Here is a 22968-nt window from a genome sequence, read left to right as displayed (position 1 = left end):
TGTGAGTGCAGGCAGTTAAGTTTTTTACAAGTGAAAATTTTCTTACACAGTTGACTTGGTTCACAAAGTTAATATTAAAACGAGCGCATAGTGAGAGATCTGACGCATCATCAAAATGTAAATTCTAGTAGGAGTAGTTAGGGGGGATGATAGGGGAGGAGAATGTCTCAGCCCCAAAAACGTGATTACCTTCTATAAAAAATGGGGAGATAATTATCGTAGAAAAATAAGGTTGGTGGCTCATAAATAAAATGATCTAATACTTTGCAGTTAAACTTCAGAATTTCTCTCAGTGGTCGCTATAGACTATATATGCCGCAACTAGGACGGTATTGGACTGTTAAGTATTTCCTCTTGCTGGGAGGAGATTGGAGCCCAACTAATAAAGAGGCTATTTATGAGTAGTATAGGCATTGCCGTTGCGGCAACTGGCCTTTCACTTGTCCTGATATTTGTCTGGATGATCACGTTGTCGATGCGAAAGCAACGTCTCGAAGCCGAGAGGAAAGCGCGTGATGCCGCATACCGGAATGCGATGAAAAAGGCGCGTGAGCAAGAGCTTCAAGAGCGCGAGTTTAAAGCTGAAACGGGGCATATCCCGACGATATTATTTCTAGCTAAAGAAGCAGAAAGAGGGAATATCAAGCAAGCTTTATATTGGTACGATAAGGCCGCGAAGCTGGATAATATCAGCGCGATGTATGGTATCGTCCGGCTCAGTGAACGCGTACGTGAGGATGTGGTTCTTAAAGAGCAGGCAAATTTTTGGCGTACTGCCATTAAAGGAATGGAAGGTGATATCGACGCGAAATTCGTTGCTGGAAAAGCGTTGGTATTTGGCCGAGGCATTGAAAAGAACATTCCGAAAGGGCACGAGTTAATTGAATCTGCTGCCGAAGAAGGCTGCGTTGAAGCAATGCTATATATGGGCGAATGGCAGCTTTCCCCTGACAATACGTCAGGGTACAAAGCTGATGCGCTCTATTGGTTTATGAAAGCGGCAGAGAAAGGTAGCGCTGCTGGAGAAATCAAGGTTGGCTTGTGTTACATAAACGGAACAGGAGCTGAAAAGAGTTTTTTGAAAGGTCGTTATTGGCTGGAAAGAGCGGCTGAAAGCGGTCATGCAGAAGCGATGTACCATGCCGGTGAAGCCTGGAAAGATTCGAGTAAAACCGGTAATGCTATCGCCTACATTTGGCTGTTTCTATCGGCCAATATGGGATACGAGCCTGCTCGTATTTTGCGTGATCGGGTAGCAGGTAACATTGGTGTGGATGTCGTGGTTGGTTTACAGGCGATTGCCAAACCATTACAACGAAAATTGGCTACTGGTATGGTAAAAAGACACGCCATTATCCGCGCCTTGAACAAAGTCTATAAACGCGAAGCGTATTTCCCTAACGAAGAAGAGTTAAGTGAAGTACTGGCGGAGGACGAAAGTTTAGAACAAGACTGGTTGCATGGCGGGAGTACCAGCAACTTTCAGCACCATATGGTGACGGTTGGTACTGAGTCAAAATCATCCCAACCTTCCAAAGATGTCCTCGATTTTACTCAGAATTTTTTACAAACTTAATCTATGAAAAGCCTCGGTACAGAGGTTTTTTCTTTACTCGACAACTTGATTGGCACTCACCTTGCACTATGCCTCATTTCTCCTTCGTCAAAGCACTTTCTTGAAAACTATAAATATTGTTAAAAGTGAGTGTTATCTGAAGCTATTGATCTCATGCCTGCGATGCTTGATTCTGATACCCATACTTCATTTTCTATCACGAAAAACAGTGTTCTTCTTAATTGTCGAGTGTACTTAAGTTAGTTTAATCATTTGTCTATTACTTGTTCGATTCATCAACAGATTTTGTATACCTAGGTTAGGCTATGCTAGATAAACTTATGAATAGAGGGAAATCCCCCCTTTTTTATTGGTATTTAATAGGATCAAATTAAAGTTTATAATTTTTCACTATGCTTAATGTAGTATTTATTTTCTTGCTATAAATAAAATGTTCAACCATGGACATTACTTAATCTAATAATTAATATTAAATTTTTTATTGCTAATTTTCAGTTTGTGTATCTAATTGTAAATTTTATTTGTTGATTTTGCTTTTTATTAATTGCAAGATAATAAATGAATTAAAACGTCGCATAATATGCGTATAAATATTTCTAAGTAAAATTTCATTATATGTTTTAACAGTAAATGGGGAAAGCACCATTCGCTGTATTATTTTTGTTAGAGATTTGTGTATGTTGAGAATCATTAGTGCAGATAAGTTTATCTCCTCAAGGTTCATCTTGGAATATAGCAAAGCCGAGTTTGCATCTTTGTTAGGAGTTTCCATAGCTAAGATAACCAATATTGAAAGCGGAAAATCTTCGATTCCCCCTGTGTATGATTACGCCATTAATTATTTACTTAGTGAGCATCCATTTAAGGACAGTGCAGTGGACGCTTTATGTTCTCACGAAACGCTAAACTTCGCTCGACGTATTGACGTCAATACTAAAATTAAGCGCTTGTCCTGTAAGCGTTGCGATAGCCGGAGGCTACATGTGATGGCGGGTATGAACGGTTTATATTTCGTTGAATGTATGGACTGTAAACATACGATGTACTCGTCGGGTAATGCAGTAAAGCGCTACCGTCAGTGGTCGCACAGCGGTGTTAAGTTAGATAGTCATCTATTTAACTGAATCGTTTACCTTTACACTTAAAGTAAAAAGCCATCAACACACATGTTGATGGCTTTTTTATTATATGTTTAAATTTAGTTAAATATTAATATTTAAAAATCTAATAATATACTATTGATAATTATATAGTGATGTAAATCTCAAAATTTTATTTTTCTTTTATTTAGTTACTTATGACAAAGGTTTCCGTCACATAATTTTTAATTTATTTTTCTATTTATTATATTTTCAATATCATTTGGACTTAGGTTCTAAAGTGATGAGGATCGCGAAATTTTAATTTCAACAAATAAGTCTTTTGAATGTTAAAAATTAATCACGAAATTTGATTCCTGAATTTTAAATAAATATTTATTTTGTAATATCTGTCCTTGTCATATTTATAGAACAAAAAGAGATATTACAAATGAAGCGTTTAATTATAGGTGTTAGTAATTACATGCCAGAAGATTTTAGCATATTAGCTGAATCTCTAGATGAACAATTTAATCGTAGTTTACAACCTTTAGATCAAGTTGAATTAACAGATGTTGGTGCTGCTATTATTACTTCGGTAGACATTAAAGCTGGTCTACATAAATTAATTTCAGAAACTGGCTATGGAATCCCTGTATTCTTAGTTACCGACGAAAATCCAGTCTCTGCTGAAGATTACGTTTGGTTAACAGGTGTTATTGATTTAGAAAGACAATCTATCGATTACTACTGCCGTCAAATCAATGAAGCAGTCACCAAGTATGAATGTCGTCTACTTCCTCCATTCTTTAAGCGGTTGACTCACTATGTTGAGATGGGGAACTCGGCGTTTGACTGTCCTGGACATCAAGGTGGTCAGTTCTTCAAAAAACATCCCGCAGGTAAACAGTTTTACGATTTCTTTGGGGAAAACCTATTTCGCAGTGATTTGTGTAACGCGGATGTTGATTTAGGCGACTTGCTTATCCATGAAGGCTCAGCACATCAAGCACAAGTACATGCGGCAAAAGTGTTTAACGCGGACAAAACTTACTTTGTACTAAACGGAACCTCTGCTTCGAATAAAGTCGTGTGTAATGCGCTAGTAACGGAAGGTGATTTGGTGCTGTTTGATCGCAATAACCACAAATCCAATCACCAAGGTGCGTTAATTCAAGCTGGAGGTATGCCGGTTTACTTAGAAACTGCGCGTAACCCTTGGGGTTTTATCGGTGGTATGGACGAGCACTGTTTTGATGAAAAGTACATTCGTGGTCAAATCGCAAAAGTGTCACCTGAACGTTCGCGTGATGAACGCCCATTCCGTCTTGCGATCATTCAGTTAGGTACTTACGACGGTACTATATACAACGCTCGTTACGTCATGGATAAAATCGGCCACCTTTGTGACTACATTCTATTTGACTCTGCATGGGTAGGTTACGAGCAATTTATCCCAATGATGAAAGATTGCTCTCCATTGTTACTGGATCTGAAACCAGAAGACGCTGGTGTGATCGTTACTCAGTCAGTTCATAAACAACAAGCTGGCTTCTCACAAACTTCGCAAATCCACAAAAAAGACCGTCATATCAAAGGACAAGCTCGTTACTGTAACCACAAACGATTCAACAACGCCTTTATGATGCATGCGTCTACTTCTCCATTTTATGCGTTGTTTGCTGCGCTGGATGTGAATGCAAAAATCCACGATGGCGAGGCAGGATTACGGTTATGGAGAGGTGCAGTAAAAACAGGTATTGAAGCGCGGAAAGAAATACTGAAGAGTTGTGAGCTTATTCGTCCTTTCATTCCAAAGGAAGTCGATGGTCAGCTTTGGGATAGCTATGACACGGACGTGATCGCAACTAACAAGAAATTCTTCATGTTTGAGCCAAATGCAAGCTGGCATAAATTTGAAGGCTACGGTGAAGGCCAGTACTTCGTTGACCCATGTAAATTGCTGTTAACTACAGCAGGTATCGCAGAGGACGGTAGCTACGCAGACTTTGGTATTCCAGCAACGTTGTTGGCAAACTTCCTTCGTGAAAATGGCATCATCCCAGAGAAGTGTGATTTGAACTCTATCTTGTTCTTACTCACCCCTGCGGAAGATATGGGTAAGATCCGCCACCTTGTGGCTCAAATTAATCGATTCGAAAAATTCATTCGGGATGATGCACCTCTCAGCATCGTATTACCTGGCGTCTACCAAGCGAACAAGCATCGCTACCGTGGCTACACCATCCGTCAGCTATGTCAGGAAATGCATGACATGTACAAAGAGCTGAATGTGAAACAGCTACAAAAAGCGATGTTCCGCTGTGAGCATTTCCCTCAAATGGTCCACAAACCAGACGTGGCAACACGCAAATACTTCCGCGGTGAATGCGACTATTTACCGCTAAAAGAAGCCGTTGGCCGTTTAGCTGCTGAAGGGGCTCTTCCTTATCCTCCAGGTATTATCTGTGTGATAACCGGGGAAATCTGGACTCAACATGTAGTGGATTACTTCCTATCACTAGAAGAAGGCATCAACAGATTCCCTGGCTTTGCGCCAGAAATTCAAGGTGTTTACCTTGAAGATGTCGACGGTCGAACCACTGCACATTGTTATGTCCTAAAAGATTAATCTAGCTGTTCGTACCACGCTCTAGCGTCGGTGCGAACTGCTTATTCGTGGAGAATAAATTATGAGTACTGAAACTAAAAAAATGTCAGTGGTGCAGCTAACCATTTTGACGTTCATCAATATGGCTGGCTCCGGTATTATCATGTTGCCAAGTAAACTGGCAGAAGTAGGCACGATATCAGTGTTGTCTTGGTTAATTACGGCGGCTGGATCATTGGCTTTGGCTTATGTGTTTGCTAAATGTGGTCGCTTTAGTAAGCGCGATGGTGGTATGAACGGGTACGCGTCTTACGCTTTCGGTAAATCTGGTGCGTTTATGGCCGGATGGACTTACGGTTTGTCGCTGCTTATCGCGAATATTGCAATTGCTATTACCTGTGTGGGGTACGGATCTGCATTCTTTGAAGTGACGCTATCTCCAGTCGAAACCTGTTTGTACACTGTCGCTATTCTTTGGGTTTGTACTTTCGCCAACTTCGGCGGGGCAAAGATTACGGGGCAAATTGGTTCTTTCAGCGTATGGGGTGTAATTCTGCCTGTGTGTTCACTAGGTATCATCGGTTGGTTCTGGTTTGACCCTACGATGTACATTGAAGCATGGAACCCTCACAACCTGCCATTTGGTGAAGCGGTCAGCGCGTCAATTGCAATGACACTTTGGGCATTCCTTGGGCTTGAATCAGCATGTGCTAACTCAGAATCAGTGGACAATCCAGAGAAGAACGTACCAATAGCCGTGCTAGGCGGTACGTTGATCGCAGCGGTAGTTTACATTGTATCGACTAACATCTGTTCTGGTATCGTAGCGAACTCTGAGCTAGCAGCTTCTACAGCACCATTCTCAACAGTATGGTCGGTCATGCTTGGCTCAACAGCGGGTAAAGCAGTAGCAGGGATGGCCGTATTGGCGTGCGCTGGTTCGCTATTAGGCTGGCAGTTCACAATTGCTTCTGTGTTTAAATCGTCTTCTGATGCTGGATTTTTCCCTAAACTATTCTCTCAAGTAGATCAACGTGGCACGCCAATCAAAGGTATGGTGGCCATCACAATCATTCAATCTGTCTTGTCACTAATGACCATATCACCGACGTTGAGCGAGCAGTTTGAAGCGCTAGTTAACTTAGCTGTAGTAACGAATGTTATCCCTTATATCTTGTGTATGGGCGCTATCTTTATCATGCAGCAAGTGGCGAATGTTCCAGAACGTGAGATGAGAGCGACCAATATTATTGCATTGATTGGCTCTGTTTATAGCTTCTACGCACTTTATGGCTCTGGCTACGAGGCTATGATGTGGGGTTCGATAGTCACTTTCTTAGGTTGGAGTGCTTACGGTCTGATTGCAGCGAAACATGAGCCGCTAGCAAATTAAAAAAGATGATTAAGAGCCTTCCCATATACGGTGTGGAAGGCTCATTGTTTGTAGACTTCTATTCATCCAATAACTTAAAGGTCATTTTCTACATTTGGAGGACTAAAGATGATAAGTCAACCTGTTAGAATCGGTGACGATACCGCCGTAGTCATTCCAAGCGCGATACTGTTTCAACTCGGTATAAGGGAAGGAGATACCCTAGAAATCGCTCTGAATAAGGACAAAATGGAAATCAAAAAAATAGTTCTTAAGGCCAGTGCATTAGCTGACTCTGATGATATTCACAAAGATTTGAGTTAGAAAATCGGGGCTAGTCGGATACACTAGCCGTTTCGCAAAACTGGCGCTTGCCGCAGTCTTTGAATTATTGATAACAAAAATAAGAGGACAGGTACTTATGCAAGGTATCCTCTCTATACAGTCTCATGTTTCTTTTGGTCATGCTGGTAACAGCAGCGCTGTTTTTCCTATGCAGCGTATGGGGTTTGAAGTTTGGCCTATTCATACCGTGCAGTTTTCTAATCATACCCAATATCAAGAAGGTTGGACGGGTCGTGCATTCTCTGCTGATGATATCAGCGATCTTGTTCGTGGCTTAGGCAATATTGGCGCTCTGGAAAAATGCCAGGCAGTCTTAACTGGCTATCAAGGCAGCGCAGAGCAGTGTCTGGCAATAGAAGAGACGGTCACAAAAGTAAAAAGTGCTAATTCAAACGCGCTGTACGTTTGTGATCCAGTGATGGGCGCACCAGACAAAGGTTGTATTGTTGCTCCAGGGATAGCTGAAAATCTTCTGACGCGTCTTATGCCAATGGCTGACGTCATTGTGCCTAATCAGTTTGAACTTAGTCAGTTTGCTGAAATGGAAATCCATACGTTGGAAGATGCCGTAACAGCTTGTCAGTGCGCTTTAGCGAAAGGCCCAAAAGTCGTGTTGGTAAAACACCTTTACTGTCTGGATAACGGCAGCTTCAATATGTTGCTTGCTACCCAAGAAGGTATTTATCTTGCCAAGCGACCTCATTTTGAATTTGCGAAGCAACCTGTTGGCGTAGGTGATTTGATTTCGGCTATATTCACGGCCGGATTGCTGAAAGGCTGGAGCCCGAAACAGTCTTTCCAACACTGTCACGATGCTTGTTACGGCGTGCTTAGTGCCACTTACCATGCCGGAGAGTGGGAGTTGCAGACTATTGCCGCTCAACAAGAGTTTGTACAACCAAGCAAACATTTCCCAATTGAAGAAGTGGCATTGTCTGTTGTTTAACGGATGGTTGATTTAAAAAAGGGGGGAGCCAATTGGCTCCCCCCCTTTTATAGAATATCAAACAGATTATTGATGTTCTTTTTGGTGCTCTGAGCTACAAACTGCGGCAGTGAAGACCACGTCTGTAGAACTGTTTAGTGCTGTTTCTGCCGAGTCTTGAATCACACCAATGATAAAGCCTACCGCTACCACTTGCATTGCTACGTCATTTGAAATACCAAACAGACCACAAGCCAGAGGAATTAGAAGTAGAGAGCCGCCTGCAACACCAGAAGCACCACATGCAGATATTGATGCAACTACACTTAGAAGCAGAGCAGTCATTAGATCAACTTCAATTCCCAAGGTGTGCACTGCAGCTAACGTTAGCGTTGTGATAGTGATTGCTGCGCCTGCCATGTTGATGGTTGCACCTAGAGGAATAGACACTGAATAAGTATCTTCATCTAGTTTTAGTTTTTCACACAATGCCATGTTTACTGGAATGTTCGCAGCACTTGAGCGTGTGAAGAATGCAGTTACGCCACTTTCACGCAGACATTGGAATACCAATGGGTAAGGGTTTTGCTTGGTTTTGAAGTACACAATTGCTGGGTTTACAATCAGTGCGATGATCAGCATAGCGCCCAATAGAACCGCTAGTAGGTGAGCGTAGCTCGCTAGCGCGCTGAAGCCTGTTGTTGCGAACGTTGATGAAACCAGACCAAAGATACCAAATGGTGCCAGACGAATAATAAAGCGCACGATGTGTGACACACTGTGGCTAAGATCTTCGAATACCGCTTTCGTTGTCGCTGATGCATGGTGCAGAGCCAAGCCAAGACCAACACCCCAAGCAAGAATACCGATGTAGTTTGCTTCTACAAGAGCATTTACTGGGTTATCAACCACCTTAAACAGCAGTGTGTGTAGAACTTCTGCAATACCCTGAGGAGGTGTTGTACCTTCAGCGCCAGTTACAAGCGTTAAAGTGGTTGGGAAGAGGAAGCTTAGAACCACGGCTGAAAGCGCAGCAAAGAAAGTGCCTAGCAGGTAGAGAACTACGATTGGACGCATGTAAGTGTGTTGGTTTTTCTTTTGGTTTGCGATAGACGCTGCAACCAAAACAAAAACTAGAATTGGGGCGATTGCTTTAAGCGCTCCAACAAAAAGGCTACCAATTAAACCCGCACTTTCAGCATGACTTGGTGAAATTGTCGCAAGCAAGATACCAAAGACGATACCGACTAGGATTTGGAGAACGAGGTTACCACGAGCATATCGGGCAACGAGGCTATTGTGTTGCATACTTCATTCCTGCAATGTTGTGCTTAAGTGATTGAGCAATAGCTAAACATTACACGGCGATAATGTCCTTGTTTGAACAAGGGGTAGCTTCACTACTAGTCACTAAAACACATGATTATCAATTATCCTGTTTTTGTATATTCAACCATTCTTGGGCTGAATGCCACATATCTTAGCTTGGTAATATTTTGTGTCTAGTTTTAGTTTGTTTTTGGATTAAATGTTTGCTCAATGTTATCAAAATAAGTTCTTTGTGTTGCAAAATATTGGGGGTTATGAATGATGCTTTTGAATAACGTTACTAAAAAGGAGACAAATGCCTCCTTTAATTGGATTGACCAGAAAGAACTCAAACGCTAGTAACTTTGCTGGCGTTTACGTTTTTCGCTCATTACGTTGCGAGTGAGTTTACCAAACTGCCTGCTTTGAGCTCGTTGTTCAGCCAGCGTAGCACCATTAAAAGCTTGCTCCCGAATTAGCTTTTGATAGTTGTTAAAGCGCCGGGCATCGAGAGTGCCATTCTCAATTGCAATTTGTACTGCGCAACCCGGTTCCGTTTGGTGTTTGCAATCACTAAAGCGACAGTGTTCCGCAAGCGTTTCAATATCAGAAAACGTTTCGCTAACCCCCGATTCACAAGCTGCGAGCTGAATTTCACGCATCCCTGGAGTGTCCATCAAAATACCGCCGGATGGTAAAAGATGGATGGAACGAGAGGTGGTGGTGTGGCGACCTTTGCTATCGTCCTCACGGATATCACTAGTGGCTTGCTCATATTGCCCGAGTAACGCATTCACGAGTGTAGATTTACCAACGCCGGATGAGCCAATAAATGCTACGGTTTGTCCCTCGCTACACCAGTTCATTAACTTGCTGACGCTGTTTTGATCCAGGCCGTTTACGGTCTCGACCACCAAAAGGTGATCCAATTTCTGTACTTGGTTTTTTAACTCATCAGCGTTACCACACAGATCTGCTTTAGACAGCAAGATGACCGGTTCCACCTCGGCTTCGTGGACTAATGCCAGGTATCTCTCAATACGACTCAAGTTGAAGTCGTGATTAAGGGAGCAAACGATGAATACTGTATCAACGTTGGCCGCGATGAGTTGCTCGGCGACCTTCTCACCTGCTGCTTTACGGCTGAACAAACTACGCCGATCAAGCAAGCGTAAAAACTGCTGGTTATTATCCAATACGACCCAATCACCGACTGTCATGCTGGGTAATGTGGAGTGAGCATTTAGGTGAATCTGACCACCTTCACTGGCTAATAAATAACCACTTCGGTGATGAGCAATAACTCGTGCGAACAGTGTATTTTCATAATCATCCAAAGTTAGCTGCTGCTGAAAATACGGTTTCCAACCTAAACGCTTTAATGGATTTTTCGTTGAGGTTAGTGTTTCAAAAAATGTAGTTGTTTTATTCATTATTGAATTATCCCAGACGCAACAAAGCGCCTTAATACAAATCGCATTAGGGTCTAATTCGGATAGATTTGACCCCGGTGAAGACCGGGCAAAGAAGGGAGAGGTGTAGCTAGGCCACTAAGACAGTTTTTGGACGTTTACCCTTGCGATGCCCAGTTAGTGTTTTGCATTACAATCATTTTGAGTCCTCTTTAGTTCGTTGAAAACGGTTGGTGAATGAAACTTGGAGAGTATAGCCGCTCTCATAATATTAAGGTAGAGAATTCCTCTTAAAAGCGCTACGTGCGGCTAGTCCTTTTCTCTTCCATAATCTGCGAGTATGTGTTGGCTTTCAGGCCATAGATGATCTGGATATGGCGCTCGTCTATCACTACTACACCGTGAGCCCCATGTTTTTTCAGTGCTTCTTTGTCGACTATGGCGGTGGAATTGAGTGTCAGTCTGAGACGTGTGGCACACGCGCCAGTTTCTAAAACATTTTCAATGCCACCGATCGCCGCCAGGATCGTATCGACATCCTGATCCATATTTGGGTTCACCTGAGTCAGGAATTTAAAGATGCGTTTTAGCCCTTGGAACATACTACCTGTCTATCTCTCGATGGTGGAGATTAGTTTATATCTTAATTAAGCATACACATATGAGGGGTAAAGCACAGAAATGCACTTTAGATAAATAGCAGTCAACTAATTGGGAAATGAATAAAAATAAGGCTCCTCTTCCAGGAGCCTTAGTGACAAGTTTAATGTGCGGAGTGTTTCATCATTTCCATCACATTTTTAACAGGCGCTTTAAAGCTCTGTTTCAGACCGCTATCGAACGTCACCGTGACTTCTATTTCATCGCCTTCTTTAAGCGGCTGCGTCAGGTCAAACAGCATAATATGCAAGCTACCCGGTTTAAGCTCAGTGGTTTCCTTGGCGCTGAGTGTAATATGGTCTATCTGACGCATTTTCATCACGTCACCTTCTTTGATGACATCGTGCAGTTCCACTTTCCCTGCCGCTGGCGTTTCCGCAGCAACAATGTTGATGTTTTCTTGACTACGGTTAGCAAAGGTAACGAATACAGCGCTGGTGGTTGCTCCGGGTGCCATCGCTCTGGCGTATGGTTCATGTGTCATCACGTCCAATTTGGCTTGGGCGAGAGGGCTAAGAAGCAAAGCACTCATCGCCAACGTTTTGAATACTTGTTTAACCTTCATTCGCATCTTCCTGTCTGGTGAGTTGTGAAATTGCCTCGACAATTGGCGCTGGTGTCAGCGTGTGCGGGACTTTAGTGATCAACGTTCCATCGGGTTTTAAGAAGTAGAAATAGGAACTGTGGTCCAAGGTATATTTCAGCTCAGAGCCTTCTAACTCTGTTTTACGGAAAATAACGCCGTAGCTGTGAGCGAGTGGGGTTGTGATGTTCAGTGGCGCTGACAAGCCTTCAATCATTGGGTGGAAGTAGTGAGCATATTTTGCTGATGCATCGGCTTCATCACGCTCAGGATCAAGAGAGATGAACATCGGGCGTAGCTGGGCTTTTTGTGCATCATCAATTTGATTCAGCGCTCCTGCCAGCATCGCTAGCGACGTTGGACAAACGTCCGGGCAACGCGTAAATCCAAAATATACGATACGAATACGTGGATCGTTTTCATCAAAGATGTTTACTGGTTGCTCGTTTTCACCAAACAGGACCGTCTGTTCTGACTTTGCAGGCTCAGATTGTTCGGTAGGGATCTTTTCTTGGTTGTCTAAATAGCTTTTAGCGCCAAACCCAAGTACGAATGCGACTATGAGAATGAGGGACCAGTTACGGCTCATAAGGATTCCTTATCTATGCATTTTGATGGCGGGATAAATCGTGTTTTGTCCGTCACTTAGCTCTCCTACCCAAGTCATTGACTCTTGAGTACAGACAGGCAAAACCACTTCACCCATGTATTTTCCGGGAGAAACCATTTTTAGGAGAAATTTGGGTTCTCCCATTTCCATTTCTCGACCCGACAGGCTCAGTACGAGTTGTTCAGCCTGACTGTCTGACCATTCAACAGTCAGTTTCGCCGGAACTAACGGTTGCGCGTTGTCGACATTGAGTATCATGGAGACATCGTGCTGGACGCAAGCCGTCGTAGATAGAAAGCAATATTCATCAAGCGGTTTGAGTTCTGAGGAAGTTGATAAGCTTTTGATTAAAGTAGGGGCGTAAAATCCAGCGACCAGCGCCACAGCGACGCCTGTTATGTTTAACAGTTTCATTAAGGCTCAGCATTTATCACTTAACATGCTGAGCATCGTAGCACATCTAAGCAACTCTCAACGAGATCAGTTCGAGAATTTGTGTCCGCTTTATTAGATTGAATAAAAAACGGAGCCATCGGCTCCGTTATCAGGTAATGAATTTTATTTATTTGAATCTGCGAACTTTTCTAAGCTAAGCACCAGAGCGATCGCAGCCAGCATCATCACAATCGCTATCACCAACTGTGATGGTTGGGAGGTGATATGCTCATATTCAAACGGAGATAAATTGTGTTGAAGTAGCGGCACTTGCTCACCTTTTGAGTTGGTACGCCAAGTTAACGTTTCTTTCCATGGCCAAATCTTAGGTAAGGTCCCGATCATCAAGCCAGTCAGGAACATAAGCGTTGCATCACGGAATTTGCGTAGCAGCCAAGACAACAGGTGAGAGAACGTCAGCAGACCAATCACACAGCCAGCTAAAAACAGCGCTAAGATGTCCATCTGGAATCCCTTCACTGCGGCGAGTACCGGTGTATACATGCCAATCAGTAATAGAATGAAGCTGCCTGAAATACCCGGCAGGATCATTGCACAGATCGCGATAGAACCAGCAATGAGCGTATTCAACATCGTTGGCTCCATATGCAGAGGCTTAAGCACAGTAATGCTGTACGCGAATGCCACGCCAACCAATAGTGTAATGAAGCGAATAGCATCACGCTTCTCTACTTGTCTAACGATGTGGTACACCGAAACCAAAATCAGCCCAAAGAAGAACGACCAAATCGGAATCGGGTGCGTATTCAGTAGCCAGGTGATCAGCTTTGCAAGCGTCGCGATGCTAACGAAAATGCCCGAGAAAAGAGAAATGAGGAAAAAGCCATTAATGTGATTAAATGCGGCTTTGGTTCCTTGTCTTTTCCAAATCGTCAAAAGGTAAGGGTTAATTCGTCGAATGCTTTCTAGCAGCGTATCGTAAATACCAGTAATAAAAGCGATGGTACCGCCTGAGACACCGGGAACCACATCGGCGGCTCCCATGGCGATTCCTTTGAAGAAAGTAATTAGATAATTCATTTTTCTACGGTTAAGTCGTTTAGATGGCAGAGAGTATACAAACATTGCTGTCAAAAAAGTATGAAATAGTAGTTATACCAATCACAGTAAGTCAGTGTTCAGAAATAGCTTAGATAAAATGCTTTAGAATAAGGCAACATTTTTCGATAAGTAGTTATTCTACAATCAACTTACTTTTAAACGAAAAGTTAACGCCGTTATCGAGTATTTTATCAAGCTAGAATGTCCAGTTATTTACTACGATTGGTATTGTGGCTCATATCTAACCTTTTGATTAATTCACAAACGCTGGGCGCTTTTTCGCAGCATCTCAAAACAGAATGCGTTTTCCTGTAAATAAGCGTGTTTTTTTTTGCAAAATGAAATTGCCAATTGCAATATATTTTCGCGTTTTGCGACGAGATGTGTCAGAAAGAAGTTATGTATGGGATCTTAATCGCAAAAATAAGTCTATTAAAGTTGGCATGTTATATGCTTAATACGCCGCGACCCTTCTTAAGCCGAGGGTCACCTAGCCAACTGACGTTGTTAGTGAATACAGATTGTTCACAGTATATATAAGCCAATCGCGATCATTGCGGTTGGCTATTTTTTTGTCTGAACAAAATCTCTGCTTACTTTGTGTACTACTGTTTCTGTTAGTTCTTAAATAAAAAAGGGCTGACGCAATACGCCAACCCTTCTTAGTGTTGATTAAGGTGACTAACTTGTTTTAGTACCCCATCAACTGCAGCAAATTTTCTGCTGTAATAATTGCTTCCTTACGGTTTGCAATATTCAGTTTTTGATACAAGTTACGAATGTGGGTCTTGATGGTAGTACCTGCTACATCGAGCTCTTGTGCAATTTGTTCATTACTAAAGCCAGAGTAAATCAATCCCAATACTTGCCATTCACGTTGAGTTAGCGGGCTAGTGCGTACTAACTCCGGTACGTTCGGGTGGTTCACCAGCTTTTCAATGAAGTCTTCGTCAAAGTGAATTGAACGGCTGCGTTGGTTCGATGAAATGTCTTTCATCAGTTGCTGTGCTCGATGGCGCTCCAAATCACCCAGCTCATGGCGAAGGCTGAGCTTCTCTAGCAGGCCGCCAATTGTTGATCCATCAATCAGGAAATTTCCAACCATACCTGTCTGGTTGGTCATAACCAGTGCTTCTTTTAATAATGCTTTCGCTTGTTCTTCATTTGTTTGGCGTGCGGCCAAAACGGCTTCTACGACCAGATTTCGGTTTGTATCGGTTACCAGTTTGCTTCGGCGTGCCTCACTTTGTAAAAAGTCCAGCGCTTGACGTGCTTCGTCATACTGTCCGAGGTTAATGTACGCTCGGGCGATGTTACGCCATTGTAACTGGCAGAAGTGGTTACACGCAGATTCCGGACGAACTGCGGTGTTTAACCACTCCTGTATCGCTTCGGTATTACCGCGGGCTTGCCAGAATAGGATTAGAGACAGTGACGCATTCGCAGTCCAGTCAACGTGGTAAGTAGACTGTTTCATCAAGTGTTGAATGTGCTCAATAAACTTACCGGCTTTGTCGAGTTCACCGCGTCCTATGGCTATACGAGCCAGCATCGAGTAGCTATGTAAGTGCTTACTTGGTGAGTGGTTTTCAAGGATCTGTAAACCCTTATAAGCACACTCTTCGGCTTCGTCTAAACGATTCCAGCACCAGAGGACTTGCGCACGGATACGCAGCAAAAATTCATGCAGCGGAACATGTTGGAGCTGGTGCTCTTCGATTAAGCGGAAGCCTGAGTCCTGCACTTCGAATGCGGCCTGGACGTAACCCTGAGCAATCAGTATTTCACTTTGCTGCAAAATCGCCCACAGTGCCTGATGGTAAACCTGATACTGACGTGCCAATTTTTCAGTTTGTTGCATCATTGGCAATGCGCGATCGAGTTTGCCCAGTACGTGGTTTACTTCTCCAACGACGGACGTTGCGACGATTCGGCTGCGATAGATAGTGTGATCGAGCTTACTTAACGCAAGCTCTGCCAGCTCAAGCGCTCTTTCTGGTTGGTTACTGTTAATCGCCACCTGCGCTAGTAAAGCGTTTGCCTGACCTTGGTAATGAACATCAAGCTCAATATTGCGTTTTTTATGCTCGGCTTCGGCTTCTTCTAGTAACTGACCGACCTGGTTGTAGCGATGCTGACTCTGAGCCAGCCAGGCTCGTAACATGGTCAGTTTCGGATGACTGAACAGCAGCTCCGAATCTAGCTGATGAATCGCCCGCTCCAAGGTACTTAGCTCGCCTTGGTTAAACATTTTCCAGCCAAATTCATTCAAAATTTCAACGACTAAGTGTTTGTCATTTGACTTTTGAGCGTGGTGAATCGCCTGATGTGGCGACTTTTGCTGTAACCATGCCAACGCCGCGTTACGGTGCAGGTCTTTCTCTTGTTGAGGTATTCGAGCCTGACGCTCGTGAGATAAAAACTCGCCGAACAAGTTGTGGAATCGGAACCAGTTATGTTCGCCTTCAAGAGGATAAATAAACAAGCCGTAACGATTTAAGGATTCGATCATACCAAGCGCATCTTCACGCTGAGTCAACGCAAACACTAGCTCATCGTTAAAATGGTCTAAAACCGATACTTGCATTAAGAAGTGGCGAGTCTCGTGATCGAGCAGATCAAACACCTCTTCTACCAGGTAATCCCATAGATGCGCGTGATTGAACTGAGATACCGACTCAACGGTTTGTGCCAAAGTACGGTTTTGATGTTGCGCTTGCAGAGCAATGAGTTGTAGCGCAGAAGGCCAGCCTTCAACATACGCTCGCAAGCTATTCGCCATATCTTCATCGATACCATCGGCGATACGCTGGTTAAAGAAGCGTGTGGTTTCTTCTGTATCGAATGCCAACATTTCATTGCCGATTTCGATCATCAAGTCGCGTACGCGCAGATTCGCTGTACCCAAAGGTGGTGTAGCACGGCTAGTGACCACTACGGTCAGGTTATCTGGCATATGTTTTAAGAAGAAGCGCATGGATTCATGAATTTCATCATTGGTGATCAGGTGGTAGTCATCAAGTACTACGTAGCATTCCTGATGAAAGTCAGCCATTTCTGCAAAGAGTTCACTATATAGAGAGCGCAACGAGGATATTTGGCGCTTTTCCGCCAGTTTTTGGGCATTAGCACAACTGTAGTTGGTTGCTTTGTTCAATGCTTGCAACAGGTAATTGACAAAACGAAAGCCGTCGTTATCACTGTCATCGATGCTATACCAACCAACGTTGGGCTTATCTGACAGCCACTGAGCAGCCATTGTCGTTTTACCGTAGCCAGCAGGAGAGCGAAACAAAACCAATTTGTAGTAAGGGGCTTGTTGCAGGAGGTCCAGCACTCGAGGACGTACAATGGCGTTGTGTAAACGACCTGGGCGAGTAAGCTTAGATGGAATCCACATTAGTAATTATGTCCTTAATTTATGTATACCTAAATAACTTCAAGATTCTCATATGTGCCAAGATACATTTTAGTACTTGCCTTACTGAGCAACCCTTTTGCAGTTCAGCTAATAAGGTGAACCTAATTATGTTGTTATATTTCTGGTGATTACGGTACTTATCTCAAGGTTATTTAGGTATAAAAATGAACTAAAACGAACAATTACTCGATTTTAGTGTGTTTAAAAAGTGTACAAGTCTTATAAAGCGTTTGGGATGTTACGACATCAGAAATGCAGCTTACTTTGATCCACTTCTTAATTCTCACGAGAGAACCTAAATGGCACTAACTACGCCCTTGATTTGTGAACAAGATCACTTTAAGGCGTTTTAGATTGGTAAAGTATGTATTTTTCTGCACAGCGTTTGGCAGATTTCATTGTCGTTAACTGGGCAAATGTGATCGCTAAGACAAATTTTGCATCGTAGGTTCTATGAGTCCTAAAAACCGTCATAACTATAATTCATGCTTTTCTCATATTCGGTTGTGATCGAAATCACTAAGAACTCGAACGAACTAAGTGTTGTTGAGATTTAGATCACTAACTGATCGAGGGTACCCCCCTCTACGCCCTCATTCCTCCTCCTTCAAAGGAGGAGAATTAGGAGGATGTTTATTCACACCGCTAAATGCACGATGTATGGCAGATGAATTACTAAAAGACGTGAGAATTTCTTAATGAAACCTACACAACAGAAAAAATTTGATAAAAAGTCGTTCCAGGACAGCGTAAAAAAACACTTATCAGTGACTTACGCACACACCGTTGAAAACGCAGATAGCCGCGCATGGTACCTGGCAATGGGTCGCGCATTGGCTGAGTTCACTACTTTTGATTTGCTTGCAACTGAAGAAGATCCTCGTATCAAGAGCGCGAAGAGTGTTAACTACCTTTCTCTAGAGTTCCTGATCGGCCGCTTAACAGGTAACAACTTAATCAGCATGGGTCTGTACGAGCAAGTGACAGAGGCAATGACTGAGTTAGGTCATAGCTTAACTGACCTTCTAGAAGAAGAACGCGATCCATCATTAGGCAACGGCGGTCTTGGTCGTCTGGCAGCATGTTTTATGGATTCATGTGCAGCACAAGAATTCCCTACTGTAGGTTACGGCCTTCACTATGAATACGGTCTGTTCAAACAGTCATTCAAAGATTGCCGTCAACAAGAAGCGCCAGATGCATGGTGTGGAGTTGAAGGTTACCCTTGGGAAGTCGCTCGTCCAGAACTTGCACAGGAAATCGGCTTCTACGGTCATGTTGACGTGGTTAACGAGAATGGCAAAGAAGTTCGTAAATGGGTTCCTGGCATGACGGTAAAAGCGATGCCGTGGGATCTTCCAATCGTAGGTTACGAATCAGACACGGTTTACCCTCTGCGTCTTTGGGAATGTCAGGCAATTGCACCATTCTCTCTAGCTAGCTTTAATAATGGTGATTACTTCGAAGCTCAGCACGCGCTGATCGACGCAGGTAACATCACTAAAGTGCTTTACCCGAACGATAACCACGAGAAAGGTAAAACACTTCGTCTAATGCAACAGTACTTCCACTCTGCAGCGTCAGTACGCGATATTCTGCGCCGTCATGAAGCAGCAGGTTACTCACTAGAAGAACTGCCTAAGCAAGAGGCAATCCAACTTAACGATACACACCCAACAATCGCGATCCCTGAGTTAATGCGCATCCTTGTAGATGAGAAAGGTTTGACTTGGGAAGCGGCATGGGAAATCTGCTCGCACACATTTGCGTACACTAACCATACTTTGCTACCAGAAGCACTAGAGACATGGCCAGAGTCGCTTATCCAGCACTTACTTCCACGTCACATGGAGATCATTTACGAGATCAACCATCGTTTCCTACAAGAAGTACGCGCGATGTGGCCAGGTGACGTAGCGAAGCAACAGAAGCTTTCTATTATTGAAGACGGTTTCCACCGCATGGTTCGCATGGCTAACCTAAGTGTTATCGGTTCTTACGCAGTAAATGGTGTGGCAGCGCTTCACTCTGAATTGGTTAAGAAAGACCTGTTCCCAGAGTTCCACGAAATGTACCCAACTCGCCTACATAATGTAACGAACGGTATCACCCCACGTCGTTGGTTGAAGTTCTGTAACCCTGGTTTGTCTAAGTTAATCACAGACAAAATCGGTGACGAATGGCCTGCGAAGCTTGAGCTGTTAGAAGGTATCGCGAAGTACGCAACTGACGAGAAATTCCAAAAAGAATTCATGGCAGTAAAGAAAGAGAACAAAGAACGCTTGGCTAAATGGGTGAAAGAGCACATGGGTATCGAGCTTGATACCAATGCAATCTTCGATGTTCAAATCAAGCGTCTGCATGAGTACAAACGTCAACACTTAGATTTGCTACACGTATTGTCTCTATACCACCGCATTCTTAACGAACCTGATTTCGAATGTGTACCACGTGTTGTTATTTTCGCAGCGAAAGCGGCACCGGGTTACCACCTAGCGAAAGAAATCATCTTCGCAATCAACAAAATTGCAGAGAAGATCAACAGCGATACTCGCATCGGTAACAAGCTAAAAGTGGTATTCATTCCTGACTACCGCGTGAGTATGGCAGAAATCATTATTCCAGCAGCGGATGTATCACAACAAATCTCGCTAGCGGGTAAAGAAGCATCGGGTACTGGTAACATGAAGATGGCGCTTAACGGTGCTTTGACTATCGGTACGATGGATGGTGCGAACGTTGAGATTCGTGAAGAAGTTGGTGACGAGAATATCTACATCTTCGGTCTGGACGTTGAAGGCGTGAAAGCGCTGAAAGCTCAAGGTTACAACCCATTTGATTACTACAATGCGGATCACCTGTTGAAAGCTTCGATGGATTTACTAGCGGGTGAAGAGTTTACTCCAGGTCAACCGGGTCTATTGCGTGCAACGTACGATAGCCTGCTTGATGGCGGTGACCCATACCTATGTCTTGCAGACTTCGCGTCTTACGTGAAAGCGCATGAAGATATGGATAAGCAATATAAAGATCAGGCTGGTTGGGCTAAGAAAGCCATCCTTAATACTGCTCTAGTAGGTAAGTTCACATCAGACCGCTCAATTCGCGACTATGTGAATAACATCTGGAAACTAGAACCGGTTCACCGTTAATAAGAGAATATACCCAAGTAACCCTGCTCTAAACTTTGCATCTTGAAGTCACTTGGGTATACGACCAAGGTAGCCGAGCGCTACCTTTGGTTATTTCCAAATATAAGTTATTGATAACTATAAAACCCTACATGGAAGGTGTTTGTATTACCTTCGGAGAAAGCGATGAAAGAACAAACAGTATTAAAGAAAGTCGCGGCAATGGCGAGATTGGCTGATAGCTACGTGAGCGCCTGGGGAGAAGAGGCTAAAGTGTCTGATGAGACTTTGCGCCGTTTGCTCGCGTCACTTGGCTACGATATTAGCAGCGACGAAAAACTATTAGCTTCTGCTGAGAGAAAACATAAGAAAGACGTACTAGCCCCTGTTCTTGTTTTACGTGACGGCGACCCTGTCGAAGTGGAACTAAACCTAGGTACGAGTGCTCGTGAGAGTGAATTCAGCTGGCGTTTAGAAACAGAGCAAGGAGAGGTACTTGAAGGCTATCTTCAGTCTCAGATTGTTCGTGACGAACGTGCCGAGGGTGGCCCTCTAGTGTTTGCATTGCCAAAAAATTTGGCATGGGGTTATCACAAATTGATCATCAGCCGTAAGCGTCGTAAAACACCTTATGAAATGTCACTGATCATTACACCTAAAGCTTGTTACAAACAGGATGAGCTAAACCAACACAAAAAGCTTTGGGGTCCGAGCATCCAGCTTTACACACTGCGTACTCAGCATAACTGGGGTATTGGTGATTTTGGCGACCTTAAGCAACTTGTCAGCGACATTGCGTCTCGCGGTGGTGACTTCATTGGTTTGAACCCAATTCATTCACTGTTCCCAGCAAACCCAGAAGGTGCTAGCCCATACAGCCCATCGTCTCGTCGTTGGTTGAACATCATGTACATTGATGTGGTTTCTGTACCTGAATTCGCACTAAGTGCAGAAGCGCAACAACAAGTTGGCAGCGCTGAGTTCCAGCAACGTCTGCAAAAAGCTCGTGACTCACACTGGGTGAATTACACAGAAGTTTCTGCGCTTAAGATGAGCGTATTACCGCTTCTGTTTAGCGAGTTTAAAACACGCCACCTGGACAAGAATACTGAACGTGCCCGAACCTTCTTAGACTTTGTCGAGAAAGGCGGCGAAAGCTTGTTGCATCAAGCGGCGTTTGATGCAATCCATGCTGATCTTCACGCTGAAGACTCAAATATGTGGGGTTGGCCAGCGTTCCCTGATAAGTACCGTTCGTTTGATTCTGTGGGTACTCAGAAATACATCAAAGACAATCAGGATCGTGTTCACTTGTACATGTACCTACAGTGGATTGCAGACGATCAAATCAAAGAAGCTCAAGTACTTGCGGAAGAAAAAGGTATGTCTGTTGGTCTGTACCGTGACCTGGCAGTAGGCGTGGCAGATTCCGGTAGCGAAACTTGGGCTGACGAAGGTACCCTTGTTCTGGACGCAAGTATTGGTGCACCACCTGATGTGCTTGGTCCTCTGGGCCAAAACTGGGGGCTGCCACCGTTAAATCCACAAGTGTTGGAAGCAACAGGTTACGAGGCGTACATCCAGTTACTGCGTGCAAACATGAAGCACTGTGGTGCGCTGCGTATTGACCATGTGCTTGGTTTGCTACGCCTATGGTGGATTCCTAAAGGTGAGAAGGCAACTGAAGGCGCATACCTGTACTACCCAGTAGAAGATATGCTGGCAATCTTAGCGCTTGAATCTCATCGCCATCAGTGTTCTGTGATCGGTGAAGATTTAGGTACTGTGCCAGATGAAATCGTCGATATCCTTCGCGATGCGGGTGTGCACTCTTACAAAGTATTCTTCTTCGAAACATCAAAAGAAGATGGCGGTTTCATTTCTCCGGAACATTACGCAGAGCAGTCTATGGCGGCACTGTGTACACACGATATGCCAACGTTACGTGGTTTCTGGCACTGTGATGACTTGAAAATGGGTCGTGAGATTGGCCTGTACCCAGATGAAGAGCAACTGGAAGGTCTGTTTGCTGACCGATTGAAGTGCAAACAAGGCATTCTGGATAGCGTTCGCTGGCATGGTTACCTACCTGAAGGCATTGGTCACGATGCGCAGTATGTCCCAATGGATTCTTACCTGAGCGAAGCACTTCAACTTCACGTTGCCTCTGGTGATTCAGCGCTACTTAGTGTTCAGCTCGAAGACTGGCTGGAAATGGATCAACCAGTCAACATCCCTGGTACAGTAGATGAATATCCTAACTGGCGTCGTAAGCTGTCAATGAACCTAGATGAAATTTTCAGCCGTGAAGATGTGAATCGAATTGCGAAACGCCTGACTGAAGTTCGTGCGCAGGCAGGCAAGTAAAATGAATAGAGTGATTTAGACATATGAGCTGATATTCAATTTGTTGGTTCTCAGGTAAGAAATTTCCATCT

16 protein-coding genes are annotated in these 22968 nt (G+C 43.7%); 8 read left to right on the top strand and 8 right to left on the bottom strand.

The features are described from left to right. Positions 1-397: 397 nt before the first annotated feature. The 6 genes from WJM94_RS08445 to pdxY all read left to right on the top strand — a co-directional run bounded on the left by WJM94_RS08445 (position 398) and on the right by pdxY (position 7929). The gene (locus WJM94_RS08445) at positions 398-1576 is read left to right on the top strand and encodes a tetratricopeptide repeat protein (RefSeq protein ID WP_444493807.1); all 1179 of its coding nucleotides are present in this window, start codon (positions 398-400) and stop codon (positions 1574-1576) included. A 677-nt stretch (positions 1577-2253) separates the two neighbouring features. After that, positions 2254-2700, top strand: coding sequence for a helix-turn-helix domain-containing protein (locus tag WJM94_RS08440; protein WP_444493806.1), 447 nt, complete (start codon positions 2254-2256; stop codon positions 2698-2700). 406 nt (positions 2701-3106) lie between these two features. Then, positions 3107-5287, top strand: a complete 2181-nt coding sequence (gene speF / locus WJM94_RS08435; protein ID WP_444493805.1) for an ornithine decarboxylase SpeF — start codon at positions 3107-3109, stop codon at positions 5285-5287. Positions 5288-5348: 61 nt separating this feature from the next. After that, on the top strand, positions 5349-6659 hold the full coding sequence (potE, locus tag WJM94_RS08430) for a putrescine-ornithine antiporter (protein WP_444493804.1): 1311 nt from the start codon (positions 5349-5351) through the stop codon (positions 6657-6659). Between the two features lie 108 nt (positions 6660-6767). Next, positions 6768-6962 (top strand): AbrB/MazE/SpoVT family DNA-binding domain-containing protein, encoded by a 195-nt coding sequence (locus tag WJM94_RS08425; RefSeq protein ID WP_444493803.1) that lies wholly within the window; start codon positions 6768-6770, stop codon positions 6960-6962. Positions 6963-7059: 97 nt separating this feature from the next. Beyond that, positions 7060-7929 carry a pyridoxal kinase PdxY gene (gene pdxY, locus WJM94_RS08420; protein WP_444493802.1) on the top strand — a complete coding sequence of 290 codons (870 nt, stop codon included), beginning with the start codon at positions 7060-7062 and terminating at the stop codon, positions 7927-7929. Positions 7930-7995: 66 nt separating this feature from the next. Here the strand turns inward: pdxY and sstT are convergent, their stop codons facing one another. From sstT to malT, 8 genes are all read right to left on the bottom strand, one after another. After that, on the bottom strand, positions 7996-9216 hold the full coding sequence (sstT, locus tag WJM94_RS08415; protein ID WP_444493801.1) for a serine/threonine transporter SstT: 1221 nt from the start codon (positions 9214-9216) through the stop codon (positions 7996-7998). 356 nt (positions 9217-9572) lie between these two features. Then, a complete protein-coding gene (rsgA, locus tag WJM94_RS08410) occupies positions 9573-10649 on the bottom strand; it encodes a ribosome small subunit-dependent GTPase A (protein WP_444493800.1) in 1077 nt (358 codons plus the stop codon). A 278-nt stretch (positions 10650-10927) separates the two neighbouring features. Then, entirely contained in the window at positions 10928-11230 is a 303-nt protein-coding gene (locus tag WJM94_RS08405; protein ID WP_444493799.1) for a glucose PTS transporter subunit EIIB, read from the bottom strand. A 161-nt stretch (positions 11231-11391) separates the two neighbouring features. Beyond that, on the bottom strand, positions 11392-11853 hold the full coding sequence (locus WJM94_RS08400) for a copper chaperone PCu(A)C (protein ID WP_444493798.1): 462 nt from the start codon (positions 11851-11853) through the stop codon (positions 11392-11394). Continuing rightward, positions 11843-12460 carry an SCO family protein gene (locus WJM94_RS08395; RefSeq protein ID WP_444493797.1) on the bottom strand — a complete coding sequence of 206 codons (618 nt, stop codon included), beginning with the start codon at positions 12458-12460 and terminating at the stop codon, positions 11843-11845. Before WJM94_RS08395 ends, WJM94_RS08400 begins: the two co-directional genes overlap by 11 nt. Before the next feature lie 9 nt (positions 12461-12469). Next, entirely contained in the window at positions 12470-12895 is a 426-nt protein-coding gene (locus WJM94_RS08390) for a hypothetical protein (protein WP_444493796.1), read from the bottom strand. Between the two features lie 144 nt (positions 12896-13039). Then, the gene (locus tag WJM94_RS08385; RefSeq protein ID WP_444493795.1) at positions 13040-13957 is read right to left on the bottom strand and encodes a DUF368 domain-containing protein; all 918 of its coding nucleotides are present in this window, start codon (positions 13955-13957) and stop codon (positions 13040-13042) included. A gap of 712 nt (positions 13958-14669) precedes the next feature. Next, positions 14670-17378 carry an HTH-type transcriptional regulator MalT gene (malT, locus tag WJM94_RS08380; RefSeq protein WP_444493794.1) on the bottom strand — a complete coding sequence of 903 codons (2709 nt, stop codon included), beginning with the start codon at positions 17376-17378 and terminating at the stop codon, positions 14670-14672. 719 nt (positions 17379-18097) lie between these two features. Here malT and WJM94_RS08375 point away from each other — a divergent pair. After that, a complete protein-coding gene (locus WJM94_RS08375) occupies positions 18098-20551 on the top strand; it encodes a glycogen/starch/alpha-glucan phosphorylase (RefSeq protein ID WP_444493793.1) in 2454 nt (817 codons plus the stop codon). Positions 20552-20716: 165 nt separating this feature from the next. Continuing rightward, positions 20717-22897, top strand: a complete 2181-nt coding sequence (gene malQ, locus WJM94_RS08370) for a 4-alpha-glucanotransferase (protein WP_444493792.1) — start codon at positions 20717-20719, stop codon at positions 22895-22897. Positions 22898-22968 lie beyond the last annotated feature (71 nt).

It is taken from the genome of Vibrio sp. YIC-376 (genome assembly GCF_052353105.1).
GTDB lineage: Bacteria > Pseudomonadota > Gammaproteobacteria > Enterobacterales > Vibrionaceae > Vibrio.
This window is presented reverse-complemented; position numbering and strand designations above follow the sequence as displayed.

Excerpts from the sequence above, each read along its gene's own strand:
- WJM94_RS08440 (WP_444493806.1), top strand. The coding sequence starts at position 2,254 with ATGTTGAGAATCATTAGTGCAGATAAGTTTATCTCCTCAAGGTTCATC.
- WJM94_RS08395 (WP_444493797.1), bottom strand. The coding sequence starts at position 12,460 with ATGAGCCGTAACTGGTCCCTCATTCTCATAGTCGCATTCGTACTTGGG.
- WJM94_RS08425 (WP_444493803.1), top strand. The coding sequence starts at position 6,768 with ATGATAAGTCAACCTGTTAGAATCGGTGACGATACCGCCGTAGTCATT.
- WJM94_RS08375 (WP_444493793.1), top strand. The coding sequence starts at position 18,098 with ATGAAACCTACACAACAGAAAAAATTTGATAAAAAGTCGTTCCAGGAC.
- WJM94_RS08405 (WP_444493799.1), bottom strand. The coding sequence starts at position 11,230 with ATGTTCCAAGGGCTAAAACGCATCTTTAAATTCCTGACTCAGGTGAAC.
- pdxY (WP_444493802.1), top strand. The coding sequence starts at position 7,060 with ATGCAAGGTATCCTCTCTATACAGTCTCATGTTTCTTTTGGTCATGCT.
- WJM94_RS08445 (WP_444493807.1), top strand. The coding sequence starts at position 398 with ATGAGTAGTATAGGCATTGCCGTTGCGGCAACTGGCCTTTCACTTGTC.
- WJM94_RS08385 (WP_444493795.1), bottom strand. The coding sequence starts at position 13,957 with ATGAATTATCTAATTACTTTCTTCAAAGGAATCGCCATGGGAGCCGCC.
- WJM94_RS08400 (WP_444493798.1), bottom strand. The coding sequence starts at position 11,853 with ATGAAGGTTAAACAAGTATTCAAAACGTTGGCGATGAGTGCTTTGCTT.
- WJM94_RS08390 (WP_444493796.1), bottom strand. The coding sequence starts at position 12,895 with ATGAAACTGTTAAACATAACAGGCGTCGCTGTGGCGCTGGTCGCTGGA.
- rsgA (WP_444493800.1), bottom strand. The coding sequence starts at position 10,649 with ATGAATAAAACAACTACATTTTTTGAAACACTAACCTCAACGAAAAAT.
- potE (WP_444493804.1), top strand. The coding sequence starts at position 5,349 with ATGAGTACTGAAACTAAAAAAATGTCAGTGGTGCAGCTAACCATTTTG.
- malQ (WP_444493792.1), top strand. The coding sequence starts at position 20,717 with ATGAAAGAACAAACAGTATTAAAGAAAGTCGCGGCAATGGCGAGATTG.
- malT (WP_444493794.1), bottom strand. The coding sequence starts at position 17,378 with ATGTGGATTCCATCTAAGCTTACTCGCCCAGGTCGTTTACACAACGCC.
- speF (WP_444493805.1), top strand. The coding sequence starts at position 3,107 with ATGAAGCGTTTAATTATAGGTGTTAGTAATTACATGCCAGAAGATTTT.
- sstT (WP_444493801.1), bottom strand. The coding sequence starts at position 9,216 with ATGCAACACAATAGCCTCGTTGCCCGATATGCTCGTGGTAACCTCGTT.